This is a genomic window from Photobacterium sp. GB-50 (assembly GCF_003026755.1).
Taxonomy (GTDB): domain Bacteria; phylum Pseudomonadota; class Gammaproteobacteria; order Enterobacterales; family Vibrionaceae; genus Photobacterium.
This window is the reverse complement of the sequence record NZ_PYNX01000002.1, coordinates 201,846-222,826: the sequence shown is the minus strand read 5'-3', so window position 1 is coordinate 222,826 and position 20,981 is coordinate 201,846. Positions and strand designations below refer to the sequence as shown.

19 protein-coding genes are annotated in these 20,981 nt (G+C 41.1%); 11 read left to right on the top strand and 8 right to left on the bottom strand.

The genetic code is table 11. The features are described 5' to 3' along the window. Positions 1-151: 151 nt before the first annotated feature. The gene (lrp, locus tag C9J41_RS03725; RefSeq protein ID WP_005368765.1) at positions 152-646 is read right to left on the bottom strand and encodes a leucine-responsive transcriptional regulator Lrp; all 495 of its coding nucleotides are present in this window, start codon (positions 644-646) and stop codon (positions 152-154) included. An 884-nt stretch (positions 647-1,530) separates the two neighbouring features. On the opposite strand from lrp, the gene trxB reads away from it, so the two are divergent. From trxB to infA, 6 genes are all read left to right on the top strand, one after another. Next, positions 1,531-2,481: a thioredoxin-disulfide reductase gene (gene trxB / locus C9J41_RS03720; RefSeq protein WP_107206174.1), complete on the top strand. Its 951-nt coding sequence runs from the start codon at positions 1,531-1,533 to the stop codon at positions 2,479-2,481. Between the two features lie 117 nt (positions 2,482-2,598). Beyond that, positions 2,599-4,371, top strand: coding sequence for a cysteine/glutathione ABC transporter permease/ATP-binding protein CydD (gene cydD / locus C9J41_RS03715; RefSeq protein ID WP_107294235.1), 1,773 nt, complete (start codon positions 2,599-2,601; stop codon positions 4,369-4,371). Next, positions 4,364-6,085, top strand: a complete 1,722-nt coding sequence (gene cydC / locus C9J41_RS03710; RefSeq protein ID WP_107206172.1) for a cysteine/glutathione ABC transporter ATP-binding protein/permease CydC — start codon at positions 4,364-4,366, stop codon at positions 6,083-6,085. The genes cydD and cydC overlap by 8 nt, the downstream gene beginning before the upstream one ends. 122 nt (positions 6,086-6,207) lie before the next feature. Next, entirely contained in the window at positions 6,208-6,921 is a 714-nt protein-coding gene (gene aat, locus C9J41_RS03705; RefSeq protein ID WP_107294234.1) for a leucyl/phenylalanyl-tRNA--protein transferase, read from the top strand. 3 nt (positions 6,922-6,924) lie between these two features. Next, the gene (locus tag C9J41_RS03700) at positions 6,925-7,614 is read left to right on the top strand and encodes an arginyltransferase (protein ID WP_107206170.1); all 690 of its coding nucleotides are present in this window, start codon (positions 6,925-6,927) and stop codon (positions 7,612-7,614) included. 200 nt (positions 7,615-7,814) lie between these two features. Then, positions 7,815-8,033: a translation initiation factor IF-1 gene (gene infA / locus C9J41_RS03695; RefSeq protein ID WP_005368778.1), complete on the top strand. Its 219-nt coding sequence runs from the start codon at positions 7,815-7,817 to the stop codon at positions 8,031-8,033. 141 nt (positions 8,034-8,174) lie between these two features. Here infA and clpA read toward each other — a convergent pair whose 3' ends face one another. Continuing rightward, positions 8,175-10,442 carry an ATP-dependent Clp protease ATP-binding subunit ClpA gene (gene clpA, locus C9J41_RS03690; RefSeq protein ID WP_105059833.1) on the bottom strand — a complete coding sequence of 756 codons (2,268 nt, stop codon included), beginning with the start codon at positions 10,440-10,442 and terminating at the stop codon, positions 8,175-8,177. Between the two features lie 47 nt (positions 10,443-10,489). Further along, positions 10,490-10,810 carry an ATP-dependent Clp protease adapter ClpS gene (gene clpS, locus C9J41_RS03685; protein WP_006646582.1) on the bottom strand — a complete coding sequence of 107 codons (321 nt, stop codon included), beginning with the start codon at positions 10,808-10,810 and terminating at the stop codon, positions 10,490-10,492. 224 nt (positions 10,811-11,034) lie between these two features. Between clpS and cspD the strand changes: the two genes are divergently transcribed. Next, complete coding sequence (gene cspD, locus C9J41_RS03680) at positions 11,035-11,256, top strand: cold shock domain-containing protein CspD (RefSeq protein WP_005368784.1); 222 nt, start codon at positions 11,035-11,037, stop codon at positions 11,254-11,256. A gap of 470 nt (positions 11,257-11,726) precedes the next feature. Here the strand turns inward: cspD and icd are convergent, their stop codons facing one another. Continuing rightward, positions 11,727-12,980 (bottom strand): NADP-dependent isocitrate dehydrogenase, encoded by a 1,254-nt coding sequence (icd, locus tag C9J41_RS03675; RefSeq protein ID WP_107206169.1) that lies wholly within the window; start codon positions 12,978-12,980, stop codon positions 11,727-11,729. Between the two features lie 140 nt (positions 12,981-13,120). Here icd and C9J41_RS03670 point away from each other — a divergent pair, with 140 nt between their 5' ends. The 4 genes from C9J41_RS03670 (at position 13,121) to purB (ending at position 17,344) form a co-directional block, all read left to right on the top strand. Continuing rightward, positions 13,121-13,771, top strand: a complete 651-nt coding sequence (locus C9J41_RS03670; RefSeq protein WP_107206168.1) for a pseudouridine synthase — start codon at positions 13,121-13,123, stop codon at positions 13,769-13,771. 362 nt (positions 13,772-14,133) lie between these two features. Then, entirely contained in the window at positions 14,134-15,249 is a 1,116-nt protein-coding gene (gene mnmA / locus C9J41_RS03665; protein ID WP_107206167.1) for a tRNA 2-thiouridine(34) synthase MnmA, read from the top strand. Positions 15,250-15,261: 12 nt separating this feature from the next. Then, complete coding sequence (gene hflD, locus C9J41_RS03660; protein WP_005368793.1) at positions 15,262-15,879, top strand: high frequency lysogenization protein HflD; 618 nt, start codon at positions 15,262-15,264, stop codon at positions 15,877-15,879. A gap of 97 nt (positions 15,880-15,976) precedes the next feature. Then, positions 15,977-17,344 (top strand): adenylosuccinate lyase, encoded by a 1,368-nt coding sequence (gene purB, locus C9J41_RS03655; protein WP_107206166.1) that lies wholly within the window; start codon positions 15,977-15,979, stop codon positions 17,342-17,344. Positions 17,345-17,418: 74 nt separating this feature from the next. On the opposite strand, the gene C9J41_RS21985 is transcribed toward purB, so the two are convergent. The 4 genes from C9J41_RS21985 to oppC all read right to left on the bottom strand — a co-directional run bounded on the left by C9J41_RS21985 (position 17,419) and on the right by oppC (position 20,965). After that, the gene (locus tag C9J41_RS21985; RefSeq protein ID WP_255418311.1) at positions 17,419-17,640 is read right to left on the bottom strand and encodes an OmpA family protein; all 222 of its coding nucleotides are present in this window, start codon (positions 17,638-17,640) and stop codon (positions 17,419-17,421) included. A gap of 382 nt (positions 17,641-18,022) precedes the next feature. Then, positions 18,023-19,012: a murein tripeptide/oligopeptide ABC transporter ATP binding protein OppF gene (gene oppF, locus C9J41_RS03645; protein ID WP_107206165.1), complete on the bottom strand. Its 990-nt coding sequence runs from the start codon at positions 19,010-19,012 to the stop codon at positions 18,023-18,025. Then, positions 19,012-19,977, bottom strand: a complete 966-nt coding sequence (locus tag C9J41_RS03640; protein ID WP_107206164.1) for an ABC transporter ATP-binding protein — start codon at positions 19,975-19,977, stop codon at positions 19,012-19,014. Before C9J41_RS03640 ends, oppF begins: the two co-directional genes overlap by 1 nt. 76 nt (positions 19,978-20,053) lie before the next feature. Then, entirely contained in the window at positions 20,054-20,965 is a 912-nt protein-coding gene (gene oppC / locus C9J41_RS03635; protein WP_107246055.1) for an oligopeptide ABC transporter permease OppC, read from the bottom strand. Between the last annotated feature and the right edge of the window lie 16 nt (positions 20,966-20,981).

Genomic DNA, 20,981 nt, shown 5'->3' with positions numbered 1-20,981 from the left:
CCCAATAGATAAAAAAATTCATCACTATGTCAATTTGATTCACTTTTTGTCCAATTAACCACCACTATGAATAAATTAACATATCGTACAAACAAAACGAGCGGCTAAATAGCCGCTCGTTTATTTATTCTGCTTATACTCAGAAATACACTTATCGTGTTTTAATCACTAGATTATTTGACTGTTTAACTTCTTCCATTACAACGTACGTACGCGTGTCATTTACACCCGGTAGACGCAACAAGGTTTCACCAAGAAGCTTACGGTATGCTGACATATCAGATACACGTGTTTTTAATAAGTAGTCAAAATCACCAGAAACAAGATGACATTCTTGAATATCTTCAAGCTCTTGAACTGATTTATTGAACTGTTCAAATACATCTGGTGCACCGCGATTTAGTGTGATTTCTACAAACACTAATAATGAAGCATCAAGAAACTGTGGGTTAAGCAATGCAGTATAACCACTGATATAACCTTGACGCTCTAAACGACGTACACGCTCAAGACAAGGTGTTGGGGATAAACCAACGCGCTTTGATAGCTCAACATTTGAAATTCTGCCGTCTTTTTGAAGTTCATTCAAAATATTACGGTCAATGCGATCCAATTCCTTGGATGGTTTCTTTTTGGTATCTACCATTTTTTATTCCACCTTCTTACTTCCTTGCAAAAAATATACTACATTTTATCTATTTTTAGAATCAAATAAGCCAAAAGTCAAAATTAATGATCAATAATCACCTATAAATTGACATGTAACCTAGACAAATTGACTGCTTAACATTATTTTCATGGCAGTTTGAGCTTTATAATTCACTACCCGCTCATGTTCCTTGCACAATATTGCCAGCTACAGTCTTGCCGCATGCTAAAAATTGAATATTTATCACCCGCCTATCCTATAATTTCAGGTGCGCATCATTATGTAGTTATAGAAATTTTTACCAGATAAGAAATGATTGTCAAAGTAAAACAGCAGTAAAATTCGTATTAATCACTACGAAAACGCATAAAAAACACCTAAAACATGTATCTTTGACTCCATTCTATTTGCGACAAAGAGCATTATCATATGAATAATTAACCATATAAAAACACCTAATATCTAGTCGACCATTTTTTAATCAAGGTTTCTTTGCTAACGTTCTTTCTTTTATTCTCAATAAAAAACAATAAAATTATCATTAAAAATCAAACGATTAAAAACAAATTATGCATCAACCTGTACATTCGACATAGCTAACGCGGTTAAATATAAAACAATTGATAATAAAAAAATGACGCGATAAAAATATAATCTGATTTTTCAATTTTATGTTTTTTACTTATTCATTTTCTTTCGTATTTTTTTGTGACCTATGTAACGTTTTATTTATTAACCTCTTTGTCTTTACTTAACGTTTTTTTTTCATATATAACGACAAATTAGCAATAACCTATTCTTAATTCGACTCTTCCTTTACGTCTGCAATTTACCTACAATCAATTCTCAATAACAATAATCTCATTCAGCCTGGAGAAGAAATGAGTAACGTAAAACATTGTGAACTGCTCATCCTTGGTTCTGGTCCTGCGGGCTACACCGCTGCAGTATATGCAGCACGTGCAAATTTAAACCCTGTGATGATCACTGGTATGCAGCAAGGCGGTCAATTAACTACGACGACAGAAGTGGAAAACTGGCCTGGAGATGCTGATGATCTCACCGGTCCTGCGCTAATGGATCGCATGAAAGCACACGCAGAAAAATTCAATACGGAAATTATTACCGACTACATTGTTGAAACGGATTTCAGCCAACGTCCTTTTTTATTAAAAGGTGAAAGCAATACTTACACGTGTAATGCGCTAATTATCTCAACAGGCGCTTCAGCAAAATACATTGGCTTAGAATCAGAGGAAGCATTTAAAGGCCGTGGCGTTTCTGCATGTGCGACTTGTGACGGTTTCTTTTATCGCAGTCAAAAAGTAGCAGTTGTCGGTGGCGGTAATACAGCTGTTGAAGAGGCGCTTTATCTATCAAATATCGCCTCTGAAGTTCACCTTATCCACCGTCGTGATTCTTTCCGTTCAGAAAAAATTCTGATTGATCGTCTCATGGATAAAGTCGCTAATGGCAATATCATACTGCATACAGATCGTACTTTAGACGAAGTACTTGGTGATGATATGGGGGTTACTGGTCTTCGTCTTAAAGATACTCATTCTAACGCCACTGAAGAGTTAGAGGTTATGGGTGTGTTCATTGCAATTGGCCACCAGCCAAATACCGCTATTTTTGAAGGTCAATTAGACATGGAAAATGGCTATATTAAAGTGCAGTCAGGCTTAAATGGTAATGCAACACAGACAAGCATTGAAGGCATTTTTGCAGCTGGTGACGTTATGGATCATAACTACCGCCAAGCAATTACCTCTGCAGGAACTGGTTGTATGGCTGCGCTTGATGCAGAACGTTACCTTGACGCCCAATAATCAGTAAACGTCCAAACCGCCACTCATGAAGTCGCGGTTTGTTTATCTCATAGTTAAATGTATGCTCACCATTTAACTATGAGCTACCCACCGTTAATACCGTAATGAAACCCTTATATGGATAAACAATTACATCGCGATTTAACCAAATGGCTTAAATCCCAAAGCAAGTTAGCAAAACGCTGGCTTATGCTAAGTATTGGATTAGGCTTTTTGTCTGGTTTACTGCTTGTTGGACAAGCAGCATTACTTGCAAATATTCTGCATCAACTGATTATTGAACATACTGATAAATACTCTCTTATTAATCAATTTATTGGTTTATTTGTTATTATCGGTTTGCGTTCCCTATGTAGTTGGGGAAGAGAAATTTTTGGTTACCGTTGCGGCGAACAAATACGGTTACATATACGCCAATTAATTCTTAACCGCTTACAAAACTTAGGCCCCGCTTATATTAAAGGGAAACCTGCTGGCACATGGGCAAGTCTTGTTCTTGAGCAAGTAGAAGAAATGCAAGATTTCTTTGCTCGCTATCTACCCCAGATGTCACTATCCGTTCTTATTCCTGTCGTTATTTTATTTGTCGTTTTCCCCTTAAACTGGGCAGCGGGGTTAATATTCTTACTCACCGCACCACTTGTTCCTTTATTTATGGCACTGGTTGGCTTAGGTGCTGCAGATGCTAACCGCCGAAATTTTAAGGCATTACAACGCTTATCTGGTCACTTTTACGACCGTCTTCAAGGGCTATCTACCCTGCGTTTATTTGATCGTGCAGAGGCTGAAGCAGAGAACCTGAATGCCGCTTCACACGTACTTCGTAAACGAACAATGGAAGTCCTTCGTCTTGCTTTCTTATCTTCAGCAGTATTAGAGTTCTTCTCTGCTATTTCTGTTGCTATTGTTGCGGTTTACTTCGGTTTTGCTTTTATCGGTGAATTAAATTTCGGTAACTACGGTATCCCTATTACTTTATTTACTGGTTTGTTCATTCTGGTTCTTGCGCCCGAGTTTTACCAACCGCTACGTGATCTTGGTACTTTCTATCATGCCAAGGCACAAGCTATTGGTGCGGCAGAATCTATCGTTGAGTTTCTAAATATTGAGGCAGACGAAATGACGGATGGCACTAAAACATTAACAACGCCAGAGAAAATACAAATATCAGTGACCGAATTAGAAGTATTAAGTCCTGAAGGTCAAAAGCTTGCAGGTCCACTGACATTTGATATTAATGCCAATGAGCATGTGGCATTGGTTGGCCCTAGTGGTGCAGGTAAAACCAGTTTATTAAACGCCTTATTGGGGTTCCTACCCTATCGCGGCAGTATAAAAGTTAATGGGATTGAATTGAAAGAGCTTAACCACAGTGAATGGCGTCAAGCGATTAGCTGGGTTGGTCAAAACCCGTTACTTGTTCACGGTACGATTTATGAAAACATCACATTAGGTGATCAATTCGCGGAACAAGCCAAAGTAACTCAAGTAGCAAAAGAAGCTTACGCTGACGAATTCATTAATCGCTTAGAAAAAGGTTATCAACATCATGTTGGTGATCGTTCCGGTGGTTTATCTGTAGGTCAAGCGCAGCGTATTGCTGTTGCTCGCGCCATGTTACAACAAGGTGCGTTTTGGATTTTAGATGAGCCCACAGCCAGCCTTGATGCTAACAGTGAACGCTTAGTCCTTGAAAGTTTAGGTCGTGCTGTTGAGCAACACACCACATTGATGGTTAGCCACCGTTTAGATCAACTACATGCTATGGATCGTGTTCTTGTAATGGAGAATGGCAAACTTGTTCAAAACGGTTCGTTCGTAGAAATCAGTCAACATGGCTTACTGGCAGATATGCTAAGCCATACAGATAAGAGGGATCTCGATGCGTGATTTAATCCCTTACCTAAAACTTTACCGTAAGCACTGGTTTGGCTTAACACTCGGTATGCTCTTAGGTTTAGCTACAATTCTTGCCGCTATTAGTCTATTAACCCTATCCGGCTGGTTTATTGCCGCTTCTGCTGTTGCGGGTTTAACCATAGCGAGAGAAACATTCAACTACATGTTACCAGGGGCTGGGGTTCGTGGTTTCTCTATGGCTCGTACCGCAGGGCGCTGGGGGGAACGCGTTGTTAGCCACAATGCAACGTTTAAGCTCCTTGCTGATCTACGTTTATTTTTCTTTAGGAAACTCACACCACTGATCCCTGGCCGTCAAGCGAACCTACGTGATGCTGATTTGCTGAACCGTTTAGTTGCTGATGTTGATGCGATGGATCACATCTATCTAAGATTGGTTAGTCCTTTAGTGATTGGCGTATTAGGTATCGCTGCAATTACCGCATTTTTATCATGGTTTGATCCAACGATTGGCTTAACGCTTGGTGGGATCTTGCTCTCATTAATGTTTATATTGCCTATTTTGTTTTACCACTTAGGTAAACGTAACGGTGAGCAACTGACAGTTGCAAAAGCGAACTACCGTGTAAAACTACTAGATTGGTTGCAAGGCCATGCAGAACTCTTGCTTTTTAATGCAGAACCTCGTTACCGCCAACAAGCAGAAGCAGAGCAAGACCAACTGCTTGCAGCTCAACGCAAAATGGCGAGTTTAACAGGCTTAGCGAATGGTATGTTGATGGCAGCCACAGGCTGGACCTTAGTGGTCATTCTGTGGATTGCTGCTGATGGTATTGGTGGCCATGCGCCCGATCCATTTGTAGCTATGGTCGCATTTGCAACCATGGCAAGCTTTGAGATGATGATGCCAGTTGCTGGTGCTTTCCAATACCTAGGGCAAACCATAACGTCAGCAAAACGCTTAAATGAAATCATTGAAGCGACACCTGATACGATCTTTGATCCAAACGGTTACCACGGTGATGCACAAGGTGAGCTAAAGATTGAAAATGTCAGCTACACCTATTACGGTAGCACTCAGACTGTTGTGAAGAATGTATCAATAGACTTAAAACAAGGTGAAAAACTGGCATTACTAGGGCGAACAGGTTGTGGTAAATCAACCTTACTTCAACTGCTCACGCGTAGTTGGGATCCTCAACAAGGTCAAATTTCCATTGATGGCAAACCACTTCCAACATGGAGTGAAAGTGCTCTACGTAAAGCAATTACCGTGGTTAGCCAACGTGTTGATATCTTCAATGGTTCATTACGTGAAAACCTTGTGTTAGCAAAACCCAACGGCACTGATGCTGAATTTACCGAGGCATTAATTCAAGTCGGCCTATCAACCCTACTTGAAGAGAAAGGATTAGATACTTGGTTAGGTGAAGGTGGACGTCAAATCTCTGGTGGTGAAAGACGCCGCTTAGGTATCGCTCGCGCACTACTTCATGATGCGCCTATCCTACTAATGGATGAGCCAACAGAAGGTCTTGATCGCCGAACTGAGCAGCAAATATTAGCCTTGTTACTCGAACATGCAAAAGATAAAACCGTACTCTTTATCACCCACCGATTAGTGGGACTCGATCAAATGGATCAAATCTGTTTAATGGATGAAGGTGAGATCATCGAACGCGGTAAACACCAAGCATTACTGGCACAAAACGGTCGTTATGCAGAATTGTGTAATCGTATCTAAGTACTGTAATAGCTAAAATAAATAAAGGCGATATCTGACTGTATCGCCTTTTTATTATCTGTCTCATCTCACCATCAACTGCGATATAATCATTTAAGATTTACCACTACTATCAGTAAAGTATGACTATTTATTTACCAGAGATCGATAGCAGCACTTACCAGTTTCCTCACCCGTCAAACGCCTTATCAGAACCTAATGGGTTATTGGCAATGGGAGGAGATCTCAGCCCCAAACGCTTACAAACCGCCTATCGTGAAGGTATTTTTCCTTGGTTTTCGGAAGATGAACCTCTTCTCTGGTGGAGTCCTACCCCTCGTGGCGTTTTTCATCCACATGCCTTTATGCCAAGTAAGAGCCTGAAAAAGTTTTTCCGTAAATCAGGCTATACCGTCACGATTAACAAGGCATGCCATGATGTGATTCGCCACTGTGCAAGTTGCCGAGGGCCTGAACAAACATGGATCACCGAAGAAATGATTTCAGCCTATCAAAAACTACATACATTAGGTATTTGTCATTCCGTGGAAGTCTGGTCTAATGAAAAACTTATAGGTGGTTTTTATGGTGTTGCAATAGGAACTGTTTTTTGTGGTGAGTCGATGTTTTCATTGGCGGATAATGCATCTAAAATTGCATTATGGCAGTTTTGTCGTTATTTCTCTGAGCTTGGCGGTACATTAATTGATTGCCAGATGATGAATCCACACCTTGAATCCTTAGGCGCAGAAACCTTTGAGCGTTCGCTATTTTTAGACCATCTTTACCAGCAGCGAGATATTATACTGCCAGTAGAAACCTATCTTTCTCACGTTTTACCGATTGCACAGGCCTAACCAATGGATCAGTTATCACTACAAATAGGTCTAACACCAGAATCTAATTGCAGTTACTTACCTAATCAAACAGAACGTTTAGGGGTAGTAATAGAGCCACAGTGGCTATCACCCGAAGGCTACGACGTATTAATAGCCTCAGGTTACCGTCGCAGTAGTCGTGCCATTTACAAACCTATGTGTGCTGCTTGCTCAGCTTGTACACCTTTACGTATTGATTGCCAAAGGTTCACACCATCAAGAAGTCAAAAGCGTCAGCAAGCTCAAATGCGAAAGCTGCGCTTTGAATTTAAAACAGAGCTAGATGAAAACTGGTTTGTATTATATGAAAAATACATCCGTCTTCGTCATTCCACAGGATCCATGTTTCCAGCCAATAAAGAACAATTTTTTGAATTTGTAACAGCACCTTGGATGGCAACCGCGTTTTTACATGTTTATGAAGATGAAAAACTTATCGCCATTGCTGTAACGGATGTATTTCCTGACGCATTGAGCGCAGTGTATAGCTTTTTTGAACCAGAGCACTCTCTCTCACTCGGAACCTTATGTGTACTTTTTCAAATAGCGTTCTGTCGTCAATCAAAACGTCAATGGCTATATCCTGGATTTCAAATCGATGCTTGTAAGGCAATGAATTACAAAACACGTTTTGTCCCTCATCAAAAACTTATCGATGGTATATGGCAGTAAGTTTGCTTAAATCTAAAGCAATACAAACTGAACACATCAAACAAAAGTCAATTTACGTAGAAAATACGTATTAATCGCGAACAAAAGCTGACAAAGACAACTGGCAAGGGTAAAATTAGCACCTAAACTTTACACTTAAACAGTTTCGAGGCATTATCCAGCCCGATCAAGATGAATGGCTGGTAGCCTAAGAGGATTCAATGGCAAAAGAAGACGTAATTGAAATGGCAGGTACTGTACTAGATACACTACCTAATACAATGTTCCGTGTTGAGCTGGAAAACGGTCACGTTGTTACTGCTCACATCTCTGGTAAAATGCGTAAAAACTACATCCGTATTCTTACTGGTGACAAAGTAACTGTGGAACTGACTCCTTACGATCTAACTAAAGGTCGCATCGTCTTCCGCGCACGTTAATTTTCTTTCAAAATTAACGATGCAGTGAAACCCAGCTAAATGCTGGGTTTTATTTTATCTATCAAATAATCTTTTTGCGTAGATAAAAAAACGCCGCAGACTTAGTAGCCTGCGGCTTTCTAGTTTTATCGCATTTCATCACTAATGCGCAGGTTCCATCTCACTACTGAATTGGAAATCAAGCTCATCATTGATAAAGTCAACACGTACAGAACCACCATTCACTAAACAACCAAACAGTAATTCATTCGCCAGCGGCTTTTTCAAGTTATCTTGAATTACACGCGCCATCGGACGAGCACCCATTGATTTATCGTAACCTTTATCTGACATCCAGTTACGTGCACGCTCAGAGACTTCCATCGATACACCACGCGCATCAAGTTGGGCTTGCAGTTCAACAATAAACTTATCTACCACTTGACCAATAACATCTTTCTCTAGGTGGTTAAACCAAATGATATTGTCTAAACGATTTCTGAATTCCGGTGTAAATACACGTTTGATTTCAGTCATCGCATCATGGCTATGATCTTGTTGAATAAGGCCAATCGATTTACGTACTGTCTCGGTCACACCCGCATTGGTCGTCATAACAAAAATCACGTTACGGAAATCCGCTTTACGACCATTGTTATCTGTTAACGTACCGTTATCCATTACTTGTAGTAGTAGATTAAATACATCAGGGTGCGCTTTTTCAATCTCATCCAGTAGCACTACTGAATGTGGATTTTTGATCACGGCGTCCGTTAATAAACCACCTTGGTCATAACCCACATAACCAGGAGGAGCACCGATTAAACGGCTAACAGTATGACGCTCCATGTACTCTGACATATCAAAACGTAATAGTTCAATGCCTAGAGTACGTGCAAGTTGTACGGTCACTTCTGTTTTACCAACACCAGTAGGGCCTGCAAACAAGAAAGAACCAACAGGTTTATTCTCAGCACCTAAGCCTGCACGACTGAGCTTAATGGCCTCTGTGAGTACATCAATGGCGTTATCTTGACCAAAGACTAGCATCTTCAGTTTGTCATCAAGATGCTGAAGTACGTCACGATCGCTTGATGAAATCGACTTCTCAGGGATACGTGCCATCTTTGCAATCATGGCTTCAATATCACCCACGTTCACCGTTTTCTTACGGCGATTAGCTGGAGCGAGACGACAACGAGCTCCCGCTTCATCAATCACATCAATCGCCTTATCTGGTAAATGGCGCTCATTGATGTATTTAGCTGAAAGCTCTACCGCTGCACGAATTGCTTTATTGGTAAAACGTACTTCATGGTGCGCTTCATATTTCGGCTTCAAGCCCATTAATATCTTGGTTGTATCATCAAGAGATGGTTCAATCACATCAATCTTTTGGAAGCGGCGTGAAAGTGCGCGCTCTTTCTCAAAAATATTGCTGTACTCTTGGTACGTGGTTGATCCCATACAACGTAACTTGCCACTACTTAGCAACGGCTTAATTAAATTTGCAGCATCAACTTGACCACCTGATGCCGCACCCGCACCGATAATAGTGTGGATCTCATCGATAAATAGCACTGCATGATCTTCTTTTTCTAACTGCTTTAAAATTCCTTTAAAACGTTTTTCAAAGTCACCACGATACTTAGTTCCCGCGAGTAGCGAGCCAATATCCAGGGAATAGATCACGCAATCTTTGATAATTTCTGGCACCTGTCCTTCAACAATACGCCATGCTAACCCTTCTGCTATCGCTGTTTTACCGACCCCAGCTTCACCAACCAATAATGGGTTATTTTTACGACGACGGCATAACACTTGAACGGTGCGTTCCAGCTCTTTATCTCGCCCGATCAATGGATCAATACCGCCCGCTTTTGCAAGCTGATTAAGGTTAGTTGCAAAGTTCTCTAGCTTATCTTCAGAATTTGCTTCTGCGCGCTGCTCTTCGTTATTTCCCATATCTGATGAATTAACATCATCGTTGTCACTGTCTTTTACAGTGCCATGAGAGATAAAGTTAACGACATCTAGACGACTAATATCACTTTTCTTAAGTAGGTAAGCGGCGTGAGATTCTTGCTCACTAAAAATAGCAACAAGAACATTAGCACCCGTAACTTCACTACGTCCGGATGATTGAACATGGAAAACTGCACGTTGTAAGACACGCTGGAAACTTAGCGTAGGTTGTGTTTCACGGCTTTCGTCATCAACCGGAATTAATGGCGTAGTTTGTTCAATAAAGGAATCAAGTTCACGACGCAATTGGTCTAAATCAGCGCGGCACGCTAATAAAGCCTCTTGAGCTGCTACATTTTCTAATAGAGCCATCAATAGATGTTCTACAGTCATAAACTCATGGCGCTTTTCTCGCGCACGGGCGAATGCACCGTTTAGGCTCGCTTCAAGTTCTTTGTTTAGCATAAGGCACCTCCCCTAAAAACCACTAAAAATGGCGTGCCGGAAAAAGATTATGCTTTTTCCATAGTACACAACAGCGGATGTTCATGTTCGCGTGCGTACATCATTACTTGCGCTACTTTTGTTTCTGCTACCTCTGCCGTGAAAGTTCCGCAAATAGCTTTGCCTTCATAATGTACAGCTAGCATTAACTGAGCAGCTTTCTCCAGATCCATGGAGAAGAAAGTTTGTAACACTTCTATCACAAAATCCATCGGTGTGTAATCATCATTATTCAAAATTACTTTGTACATCGATGGTGGCTTAACCTGAATCTCTTCCTCTTCTAAAATATCGGAGTCAGGGCTAATCCATTCGTATAACTTACTCATAGTTTCATCTTAGTTCATTAGTTCACAAGCTGGCTATAGAGAAGCCAACAAAAAAGATTTTATCAAAATGTTACAAAGAACACTTGACTGACTTGCTCTTTTTACTAAAGTGTTACCTGTAGTAGATATAATCTGCATCAAAACGCATTAGTATGCAAATATTCAAATGTATTGGTATATAGCTAATGCCAAATGGAAGTTGAATGCAAGAGGGATGTAATAGCATGGCAACAGGTACAGTGAAATGGTTCAATAACGCCAAAGGCTTTGGTTTCATCTGCCCTGAGGATGGAGAAGATGATATCTTCGCCCACTACTCTACAATCCAGATGGAAGGATATAGAACACTTAAGGCGGGACAACAAGTTAACTATGAAGTGCAAACAGGCCCCAAAGGCTATCATGCTAGCGAAATCATCCTCGCTGAAGGTGATGAAGCTAAGTAATCTTGTATCTACCACATTGTGTATAATAAAGGTGAGTTTCTCTCGCCTTTAATTTTTAGTCCCTTCTATCTCAACATCTACCGCATTATTAACAGACAATAATAATAATGTGTTTACTTGTCTATGATCCAATGCCTCAATGGACATTAAAAGTACACCCACCACATGGTTATTCGCTAATCTTGTTCTGTACCAGAGAAATATACCAACATATTATGAATAAAAAGTGCATGACTAAAAAAGCACTCCCCACCGCTCAAATACAAACATATTTTTAACAATTTTCCTGCTCTTTTTTCATCATATGCGAAATAATCAGCGATGAAAACCATTGACTCATAGCCAAATATCACCTTTGAGAAGTTAAGCACGAACCATTACTCTGAATGCCTAACAAGCAGACAAACTGTGTTTTTTGCATACAAAAAAGCCCAGCAGTGCTGGGCTCATATCTATATGTAATGATTAAATTACATTTGTTCAATCATATCATCAGCAAATTCAGAACACTTACGTAATGTTGCGCCATCCATTAGACGCTCGAAATCATAAGTCACTGTTTTGTTGCTAATCGCAGCTTCCATTGAACTAATAATTAGATCTGCAGCTTCAACCCAACCTAGGTGACGCAGCATCATTTCTGCAGAAAGGATAAGTGAACCTGGGTTTACTTTATCCTGACCTGCGTACTTAGGTGCAGTACCGTGCGTTGCTTCAAATAATGCAATGCCATCACCAATGTTTGCGCCAGGTGCGATACCAATACCACCAACCTGTGCTGCAAGTGCATCAGAAACGTAATCACCGTTTAGGTTCATCGTTGCAATAACATCGTATTCAGCAGGGCGAAGTAGGATTTGTTGCAAGAATGCATCAGCAATACAATCTTTAACGATGATTTCTTTACCCGTATTTGGATTCTTTAGAGTCATCCATGGGCCACCATCAAGTAGTTCAGCACCGAACTCTTGTAGCGCAACTTCGTAACCCCAATCTTTGAAGGCACCTTCGGTGAACTTCATGATGTTACCTTTGTGTACCAACGTTAGTGAGTCACGATCGTTATCGATTGTGTATTGAATTGCAGCACGAACTAAACGCTTAGTGCCTTCTTCAGATACAGGCTTGATACCTACACCACATTGTTGTGGGAAACGGATTTTAGTTGCACCCATTTCTTCTTGTAGGAATTTAATTACTTTATCCGCTTCAGCAGTGCCCGCTTGGAATTCAACACCCGCATAGATATCTTCAGAGTTTTCACGGTAAATAACCATGTCAGTTAGCTCTGGTTGCTTAAGTGGGCTTGGAACACCATCAAAGTAACGAACAGGACGAGCACAGATGTATAAATCTAGCTCTTGACGTAATGCTACATTCAGTGAGCGAATACCACCGCCGACAGGTGTTGTCAGTGGGCCTTTGATCGCTACTTTATATTCGCGGATAAAGTCTAATGTTTCTTGAGGTAACCAAGCATCTTCACCGTAAATCTGTGTAGACTTTTCACCTGTGTAGATTTCCATCCACTCAATTTTACGATCGCCAGCATAGGCTTTCTTTACAGCTGCATCGACAACTTTAATCATTGCAGGGCTTACATCAACACCAATACCATCACCTTCAATGTAAGGAATGACTGGGTTGTTAGGAACGACCAATTTACCATCAGAATCTAGGGTAATTTTCTGACCTTCAACTGGTACAACTACTTTACTATCCATTTTAATCTCCTAGCGTCCATTTGTTATCTTTTTGTAAGATGCGAGCAAATCATACTTGAAATTTTAACGGTACGCCAATTGTGTTATTTTCACGTATAATAGACCTGTCTATACTACAAATCTCCATTACGGCAGTATTTATGAAGCCAAATACCATGATTCGTCAACCTAAACGTGCCAATAATGAGCGCAGGGCATCAAGAAAATTAAATAAACCGAAGCGAGCTCGCGGTCCACAAAAGATCATTTTATTTAACAAACCCTTTAACACTTTGACCCAGTTTTCTGGTGAACCGGGTGACAGTACACTTGCAGACTTTATTCCAGTAAAAGATGTTTACCCTGCTGGACGCTTAGATAAAGACAGTGAAGGTTTGTTAGTTTTAACCAATGATGGTGTGTTACAAGCTAGGTTAACGCAGCCCAAATCAAAGCAAGCAAAAGTGTATTGGGTACAAGTTGAAGGCGCACCAACAGAAGCTAATCTGCAAGCTTTACGTGATGGCGTAGAATTAAAAGACGGCATGACACTGCCTGCAGGTGTTGAAGTCATTGAATCACCAATGGTATGGGATCGTAATCCCCCCATTCGCGAACGTAAAAACATTCCAACGACATGGCTTGCTATTACACTAAAAGAAGGGCGTAATCGCCAAGTTCGCCGTATGACCGCGCATATCGGCCATCCAACATTACGCCTAATTCGCCATCAAATGGCACAATGGACGGTCAATGATCTTGCACCTGGTGAGTGGCGAGAGGTCACATTAGCCACCAGTGAACAATTGTAAACGCTGCTATTTATCTGTGTGATTGTTTCTTCTCTCAAATCACACAGATTACCAACTAAAATGTAAAACACTCTTTCTCTTCAAAAAAACTACACATTCATCACTATATCTATTATTATCGACCTAAATAGCAAACGTTTGCGCAACTAAAAAAACAGTCTACTTATACTTTATATTCACGGCTTATTTGGCTATTACCCATTGTATTAGTAGTAATTTTTTAATTTCAGCAATGATACAAGACAGCGCATTGCGCTATGTCACTTATTTATTGAAGTGTGATTCTGCTCTCGATCTGTTTCAGCTCAATGCTTTCTGTTAGAATTACGCTCTTAACACTAAATTAGCGACTGAAGAGAAATATGTCAGATAACAGCCAAAAGAAAGTCATTGTCGGCATGTCCGGCGGCGTAGATTCATCGGTATCCGCTTACCTACTCCTTCAACAGGGTTATCAAGTTGAAGGCTTATTTATGAAAAACTGGGAAGAAGACGATAACGACGAATACTGCTCTGCTGCAGAAGATCTCGCTGATGCACAAGCTGTATGTGACAAGCTGGGTATTCCTCTGCACACCATTAACTTTGCAGCAGAATACTGGGATAACGTTTTCGAGTACTTCCTAGCTGAATACAAAGCCGGTCGTACACCAAACCCAGATATTCTATGTAATAAGGAAATCAAATTTAAGGCATTCCTTGAATTTGCAGACGAAGTACTTGAAGCTGATTACATTGCTATGGGTCATTACACCCGTCGTAGCTTCCCAACAGCGGAAGGCGATAAACCACAAATGTTACGTGGTGTAGATAATAACAAAGACCAAAGCTACTTCTTGTACACCTTAAGTCACGAGCAGATCGCACGTAGCTTATTCCCTGTTGGTGAACTCGAGAAACCAGAAGTTCGTCGCATTGCAGAAGAGCAAGGCTTAATTACAGCAAAGAAAAAAGATTCAACAGGTATCTGTTTTATCGGTGAGCGTAAATTCACTGAGTTCTTAGGCAAATATCTACCCGCTCAGCCAGGTAAAATTGTTACCGCTGACGAAGGGAAAGAAATTGGTGAACACCAAGGCTTGATGTACCACACCCTAGGCCAACGTAAAGGCTTACATATTGGTGGTCAAAAAGGTGGTAATGGTCACGAAGATGCATGGTATGTGGTTGATAAAGATGTTAAAAACAACCTATTGATTGTTGGCCAAGGCAAAGATCACCCGCGCCTAAAATCAAACGGTTTAATTGCGAAGCAATTGCACTGGGTTGATCGTCAACCAATTCGTGAAACAATGGCTTGTACAGTGAAAACACGTTACCGCCAGCAAGACATTCCTTGCACCATCATTCCTGTGGATGATGAAACCATTAAAGTGATTTTTGATGAGCCTCAAATTGCAGTTACTCCAGGTCAATCCGCGGTATTTTACAACGGTGAAATCTGCCTAGGTGGCGGCATTATTGAAGAGCGAATTTAAAGGAGTTTCACCGTGGCTTACACTGTTTATGATCGAACAATCGCCTTTGCTGGTATTTGCCAAGCGGTAAAACTGGTTCAGGAAGTTGCCAAGAATGGTAGCTGTGACAACGATATTCTAGCCGCAACATTAAATAGTATTGTTGAAACAACACCAAACAATACTATTGCTGTCTATGGAAATGAAGAAAACCTACGCATGGGCTTAGAGTCCATGGTGCGTGATATCGACAATAGCACGTCAGGTAGTGAAATTACTCGCTACTTAGTCAGTGTGATGGCATTAGAACGTAAGTTGGAAAGTCGTCGAGATAGTATGTCTCAGCTTGGTGATCGCATTGATATGCTTAAACGCCAGCGTGATCACTTCGAGCTACTTGACGAGCAAATGCTCAGTAATATCGCGAGTGTTTACCTCGATATTATTAGCCCACTTGGCCCTCGTATCCAAGTATCAGGCACACCTGCGCAATTACAACAATCTCACGTACAGCATAAAGTCCGTGCGTTATTACTAGCGGCTGTTCGTGGTGCGGTACTGTGGCGTCAGGTTGGCGGTAAGCGTCGACATTTATTGTTTGGTCGTAAGCAAATGATCGAGCAAGCAAAAATCTTGCTTGCGCGTAACTAAAAGCGACGATGTAAATATTCATAACATCTAGCTTTGGCTAATCCCTTAGCTAGATGAACAAATTGTTTTAACCCTTATAAATCAGGAGAGACCCAATATGGAACTGTCAGCATTGACTGCTGTTTCCCCAGTAGATGGCCGATACGGAAGTAAAACAAGCGCACTACGCAGCATTTTCAGTGAATTTGGTCTGCTAAAGTACCGCACAATCGTTGAAATCCGTTGGTTACAAAAATTAGCCGCTACTGACGCTATTGTGGAAGTTCCTGCATTCAGCCCTGAAGCTAACGCATTCTTAGATCGTGTTGCCGCTGAGTTTAGTGAAGAAGATGCATTACGCATTAAAACGATTGAGCGTACAACAAACCACGATGTTAAAGCGGTTGAATACTTCTTAAAAGAAAAAGTAGCTGAAGTGCCAGAGCTTCACGCTGTTAACGAATTCATCCACTTTGCATGTACTTCAGAAGATATTAACAACCTTTCTCACGCGCTTATGCTGACAGAAGCACGTGAAAAAGTGATGCTACCAGAAGTACGTAACGTGATTGATGCGATCAAAGATCTAGCAAATCAATTCCGTGATATTCCAATGCTTACTCGTACTCACGGTCAGCCAGCTTCTCCATCTACAATGGGTAAAGAAATGGCTAACGTGGCGTATCGTATGGAACGTCAATACAAGCAAATCGAAAACGTTGAAATTCTTGGTAAGATCAACGGCGCTGTAGGTAACTACAACGCTCACCTTTCAGCTTACCCTGAAATCGATTGGCACCAATACAGTGAAGAGTTCGTGACCTCTCTAGGTATCACTTGGAACCCTTACACAACACAGATTGAACCACACGATTACATCGCAGAGCTATTCGATGCATTCGCACGATTCAACACAATTCTTCTAGACTTTGACCGTGACGTTTGGGGCTACATTGCACTAGGTCACTTCAAGCAGAAGACGATTGCAGGTGAAATCGGTTCATCAACCATGCCGCACAAAGTTAACCCAATCGACTTTGAAAACTCTGAAGGTAACCTTGGCCTAGCGAATGCTATCTTCGGTCACCTAGCACAAAAACTGCCTGTTTCTCGCTGGCAGCGCGACCTAACTGACTCAACAGTACTTCGTAACCTAGGGGTAGGTTGTGGTTATGCAATTATTGCTTACACATCAACACTGAAAGGCATTAGCAAGCTAGAAGTTAACGCTGATGCGTTAGCAGCAGAGCTTGATAAGAACTGGGAAGTATTGGCAGAGCCTGTACAAACAGTAATGCGTCGTTACGGTATCGAAAAGCCATACGAGAAGCTAAAAGAGCTAACTCGTGGTAAGCGTGTTGATGGCGAAGGTATGCGTGTATTCATCGATGGTCTTGACCTACCTGAGCATGAAAAAGCACGTCTAAAAGAGCTAACACCAGCAAACTACATTGGTGATGCTGTTAAGCTAACTGACAAGCTATAATGTCGTTCTAAACGGGATTAAAAAAGGCGAGAAGGGTGACCTTTCTCGCCTTTTCTTTATCTCGAATTTATCAATTAGACTTCCGTGAACATCACCAAACCACGTCGGTTCAATGCATTAGCTTTTAAGCAGTGTCCTTTCACGATGGGATTCTTCTCACCAAAATATTTCACTTCAAACTGATAATGACTTTCATCAATTCGCACTTTTATATAGCTTTCAATCGCATGTGAACGACGCAGCGATAAAGCTTCATTATAGCTATCACTCCCTTGATAATCGGTATGACCTGTAATTAAAATATCTTCTTAAAGTGACTGAATTTTAGTAAAAAAAAACATCTAACTATTTAATGTCTTCTGATTTTAAAACCGCTTTAGCGAGATCAAAGACAAATATATTTTCTTATCTTCCGCTATTGCTTGCGGTTTAAGTACTGAAATTTAATGGCCAATCGGTTTTCATTACTATCAATCAACGTCGTGTTTGCGAGCATAATGTACAGAAGAATATCACGGCAGATTGCATTGAAGTCACAAAGAATGAAAGCGTAAACAATGCGTTAAAACGCGCTGTGTATATTCTGTATCAAAATAAGAACATCACAGAGCAACTGAAAAATTACCAATAAAAAAACGGCTTCTATATAGAAAGCCGCTTTTTGTAATTAAACACAATTTACGCTACATGTAAGCATGACACCGCATGAACATCATTACCTTTTAGTTGCGGCTGTTGCTCTGCACACAATGATGTGGCATTTGGGCAACGGGTTCTAAATACGCAGCCTGAAGGGGGGTTCATTGGTGACGGTAAATCCCCTTCAAGCAATTCGATATGCTTGTTACGTTCCAATTCTGGATCTGGGATTGGCACAGCAGACATTAATGCCTTGGTATAAGGGTGCTGAGGCTCGGCAAACAGGGCTTCACTTTCCCCCATTTCAACCGCATTACCTAAGTACATCACCAACACACGATCAGAGATATGCTTCACAACCGAAAGATCATGAGCAATAAAAATCAAACTAAGACCCATCTCTTTTTGTAGTGATTTAAGTAGATTAACTACCTGAGCCTGAATCGATACATCAAGTGCTGATACCGGCTCGTCACAAATGATCATTTTAGGTTTTAAGATCAATGCCCGCGCAATACCAATACGTTGACACTGCCCGCCAGAAAATTCATGAGGATAACGGTTAATCACGTTAGGTAATAAACCCACTTTAGTCATCATCGCTTGTACTTGCTGCTTTACATCATCAGCTGAAAGCTTTGGATAAAACGCTTTTAATGGCTCTGCAATAATTTCACCCACCGTCATACGTGGGTTTAATGATGCTAATGGATCTTGAAAAATCATTTGAATTTCTTTACGCTTCTCTCGCAAAGCTTCACGCTTCAACTTTGTCAAATCTTGACCAAGCCAGACCACTTGCCCATCCGTTGCTTCAACTAAACCAATAACAGCACGAGCAAAAGTGGATTTACCACAGCCAGACTCACCCACTACACCGAGTGTTTCACCTTCATAAATACGGATATTAATGCCATCAACGGCTTTTAATTTAAGTGGCGGTGTCCATGGCCAAGCAGATTTTGCTGCAATGTTGAAGTGAACTTTAAGATCATTTACATCTAATAATAATTTCTTTTCTGTGCTCATTACCATGCCCTCATATCAGAAAAACACGCACGTAAACGACCATCATCGAACGGAGTTAAGATCGGCGACTCTTGTTTACAACGTGCTGATACACGATGACATCGATCTTGATATGGACACCCCGTAGGTAAACGTAATAAATTCGGCGGATTTCCAGGAATAGTTGGTAACTCCTCCCCTTCAGTATCTAAACGAGGGATAGCACGCAATAAACCTTCGGTATAAGGATGGCTTGGTTGATAGTAGATATCATTGATCTTACCGTATTCCATCGTTCGACCGGCATACATCACAAGTACTTTGTCACAGCTCCCCGCGACGACACCAAGATCGTGAGTGATCATTATGATTGAAGTATTAAAATCTTTCTTCAAATCATTCAGTAATTCCATGATCTGTGCTTGAACGGTTACATCAAGTGCTGTTGTCGGCTCATCAGCAATCAACAACTTAGGACGACATAATAACGCCATTGCGATCATCACACGCTGGCGCATACCGCCTGAAAATTCATGCGGGTACATGCCAATCCGTTTACGTGCTTCTGGGATCTTAACCGCATCCAACATGCGAACAGACTCTTCAAACGCTTCAGACTTACTCATGTTTTTGTGCAGCATTAATACTTCCATGAGCTGATCGCTCACTTTCATATAGGGATTTAGCGATGTCATCGGGTCTTGAAAAATCATCGCGATTTGTTCTGCACGAATTTTATTCAGCGCCTTTTCAGGCATATTTAAAATTTCATTACCTTCAAATTTAGCACTACCACTGATCTTACCGTTCTTCGCCAGTAACCCCATGATGGCAAAAACGGTTTGGCTTTTACCTGAACCTGATTCACCTACAATACCCAAGGTTTCTCCAAGGTTCAGCGAGAAATTAAGATCGTTAACCGCAGTAACAATACCGTCAGGCGTGGTAAATTCGACACGCAGATCTTTTACATCTAATAAGCTCATATTACGTCCTTATAATGAAGCAAGCTGATCAACTTTATTGTTCTAGCAGCATGTGTTGCCAACCAGCTTCATCCAGTTATCTATCTTTTGGATCCAATGCGTCACGTAGGCCGTCACCCACGTAGTTAAAACAGAACAGTGTCACAACCATGAAACTTGCAGGGAATATCAACTGCCAAATAGCCACTTCCATTGTTTGTGAACCTTCTTGTAGTAAAGCACCCCAACTTGTCATTGGTTCCTGTACCCCTAAGCCTAGGAAGCTAAGGAAAGATTCAGTCAGAATCATTGACGGAACAAGTAACGTTGAGTAAACCGCCACAATACCTAAGACGTTAGGCACAATATGGCGAGTGATAATACGCCAGCGACTCACGCCACAAACATGGGCTGCTTCAATAAACTCTTTACCACGTAAAGACAGGGTTTGACCGCGAACAATACGGGCCATGTCGAGCCATGAAATGGCACCAATCGCAATAAATATCAACATGATGTTACGACCAAAAAACGTCACTAAAACAATCACGAAGAACATAAATGGGATTGAATATAAAATCTCTAGAATACGCATCATCACACGGTCAGTTCGACCGCCTATGAATCCCGATGCGGCACCATATAGCGTACCAATCACCACCGCGACTAATGCACCTAAAATACCGACCATCAGTGAGATCCGCCCACCAATCAGGGTTCGAGTATATAAGTCACGGCCTAAACTATCAGTACCAAAAAAGTGCCCTTCAGCACCGAGTGATGGCGCGGCATGTAGCGCATACCAGTCAGTATCATCAAACGCATACTGGCTAAACATTGGACCGAAAATAACAGCAAAGGTAATTAACAATAAAATCGCTAAAGAAATCATTGCCGCTTTATTTCGCATGAAACGCACACGCGCATCTTGCCAAAGACTACGGCCTTCAATTTCCAAGTTTTCTGAAAAGTTCTCTAAGGCTTCTACACTATCTTTTTTCATTAACATCATAATTATTAGCCTC

What these genes read in the sequence shown, in the direction of transcription:
- lrp (WP_005368765.1), bottom strand. Translation starts at nt 646, where the DNA reads ATGGTAGATACCAAAAAGAAACCATCCAAGGAATTGGATCGCATTGAC.
- trxB (WP_107206174.1), top strand. Translation starts at nt 1,531, where the DNA reads ATGAGTAACGTAAAACATTGTGAACTGCTCATCCTTGGTTCTGGTCCT.
- cydD (WP_107294235.1), top strand. Translation starts at nt 2,599, where the DNA reads ATGGATAAACAATTACATCGCGATTTAACCAAATGGCTTAAATCCCAA.
- cydC (WP_107206172.1), top strand. Translation starts at nt 4,364, where the DNA reads ATGCGTGATTTAATCCCTTACCTAAAACTTTACCGTAAGCACTGGTTT.
- aat (WP_107294234.1), top strand. Translation starts at nt 6,208, where the DNA reads ATGACTATTTATTTACCAGAGATCGATAGCAGCACTTACCAGTTTCCT.
- C9J41_RS03700 (WP_107206170.1), top strand. Translation starts at nt 6,925, where the DNA reads ATGGATCAGTTATCACTACAAATAGGTCTAACACCAGAATCTAATTGC.
- infA (WP_005368778.1), top strand. Translation starts at nt 7,815, where the DNA reads ATGGCAAAAGAAGACGTAATTGAAATGGCAGGTACTGTACTAGATACA.
- clpA (WP_105059833.1), bottom strand. Translation starts at nt 10,442, where the DNA reads ATGCTAAACAAAGAACTTGAAGCGAGCCTAAACGGTGCATTCGCCCGT.
- clpS (WP_006646582.1), bottom strand. Translation starts at nt 10,810, where the DNA reads ATGAGTAAGTTATACGAATGGATTAGCCCTGACTCCGATATTTTAGAA.
- cspD (WP_005368784.1), top strand. Translation starts at nt 11,035, where the DNA reads ATGGCAACAGGTACAGTGAAATGGTTCAATAACGCCAAAGGCTTTGGT.
- icd (WP_107206169.1), bottom strand. Translation starts at nt 12,980, where the DNA reads ATGGATAGTAAAGTAGTTGTACCAGTTGAAGGTCAGAAAATTACCCTA.
- C9J41_RS03670 (WP_107206168.1), top strand. Translation starts at nt 13,121, where the DNA reads ATGAAGCCAAATACCATGATTCGTCAACCTAAACGTGCCAATAATGAG.
- mnmA (WP_107206167.1), top strand. Translation starts at nt 14,134, where the DNA reads ATGTCAGATAACAGCCAAAAGAAAGTCATTGTCGGCATGTCCGGCGGC.
- purB (WP_107206166.1), top strand. Translation starts at nt 15,977, where the DNA reads ATGGAACTGTCAGCATTGACTGCTGTTTCCCCAGTAGATGGCCGATAC.
- oppF (WP_107206165.1), bottom strand. Translation starts at nt 19,012, where the DNA reads ATGAGCACAGAAAAGAAATTATTATTAGATGTAAATGATCTTAAAGTT.
- C9J41_RS03640 (WP_107206164.1), bottom strand. Translation starts at nt 19,977, where the DNA reads ATGAGCTTATTAGATGTAAAAGATCTGCGTGTCGAATTTACCACGCCT.
- oppC (WP_107246055.1), bottom strand. Translation starts at nt 20,965, where the DNA reads ATGTTAATGAAAAAAGATAGTGTAGAAGCCTTAGAGAACTTTTCAGAA.